The organism is Pseudomonas agronomica (genome assembly GCF_025917275.1).
Classification (GTDB): Bacteria; Pseudomonadota; Gammaproteobacteria; order Pseudomonadales; family Pseudomonadaceae; genus Aquipseudomonas; species Aquipseudomonas agronomica.
In genome coordinates this window covers 1-743 of the sequence record NZ_JAOSHO010000957.1, presented here as the reverse complement: position 1 = coordinate 743, position 743 = coordinate 1, and the positions used below count along the sequence as shown (strand labels likewise).

1 protein-coding gene is annotated in these 743 nt (G+C 60.2%); it reads right to left on the bottom strand.

Annotation, left to right across the window (positions count from 1 at the left end; genetic code table 11):
* Nucleotides 1–36: 36 nt before the first annotated feature.
* The coding region (locus OC610_RS28360) for a flavohemoglobin expression-modulating QEGLA motif protein (RefSeq protein ID WP_264433028.1) at nt 37–743 on the bottom strand (707 nt) is incomplete at its 5' end.

Below are 743 nucleotides of genomic sequence, written 5' to 3'. Positions count from 1 at the left end.
CGAGCAAGCTCGCTCCCACAGGGATTGGTGGTGCGATTAGAGAATATTGGAATAATCCGCTTCGATCCGATCCAGGCTCAGGTGGTTCAAGAAGTTGGAGAAGCACATCCAGGCCGACAGCGCATTCATGTCACGGAATTGCTCGGGCAGGTATTTGGGCGGCACGACCAGGCCTTCATCCACCAACTGGCGCAACGTACGCATGTCCTCCAGGGTGGTCTTGCCGCAGAACAGCAGCGGCACCTGCTCCAGCTTGCCTTTGCGCACGGCGAGCTGAATGTAGTTGTAAACCATGATGAAGCCCTTGAGGTAGGACAAGTCTTTGGTGAATGGCAGACCGGTCGGCACCGAGCCACGGAACACCCGGCTGGCGTTGCCGTAGCTTTCGGCCATTTCAAAACCTTGCTCGCGGAAGAACTCGAACACCTGCAGGAAATCGGCCCCCTCCTCCACCATATGAATGGCCCGGGTACGGTTGGTGAGCTTGCGCAGGCGACTCGGGTAGGAGGCGAAGGTGATGATTTCCATGAGGATCGCCAGGCCTTCCTGGGTCACCGTCGACGAGGGCGGGCCCTTGGACAGGAAGGTGCAGATTGGCTGGTTCAAGCCGTTGAGGGTGGTGCCGACATGCACCAGCCCTTCATGGACTTCCAGCGCCCGGACGTCGCGCTCGTTGAACATCGCGTCGGTGCGGATCTTGATGTAGTCGGCGCCCGCCGCCGCGTCGGCGACGATGCCGTCGG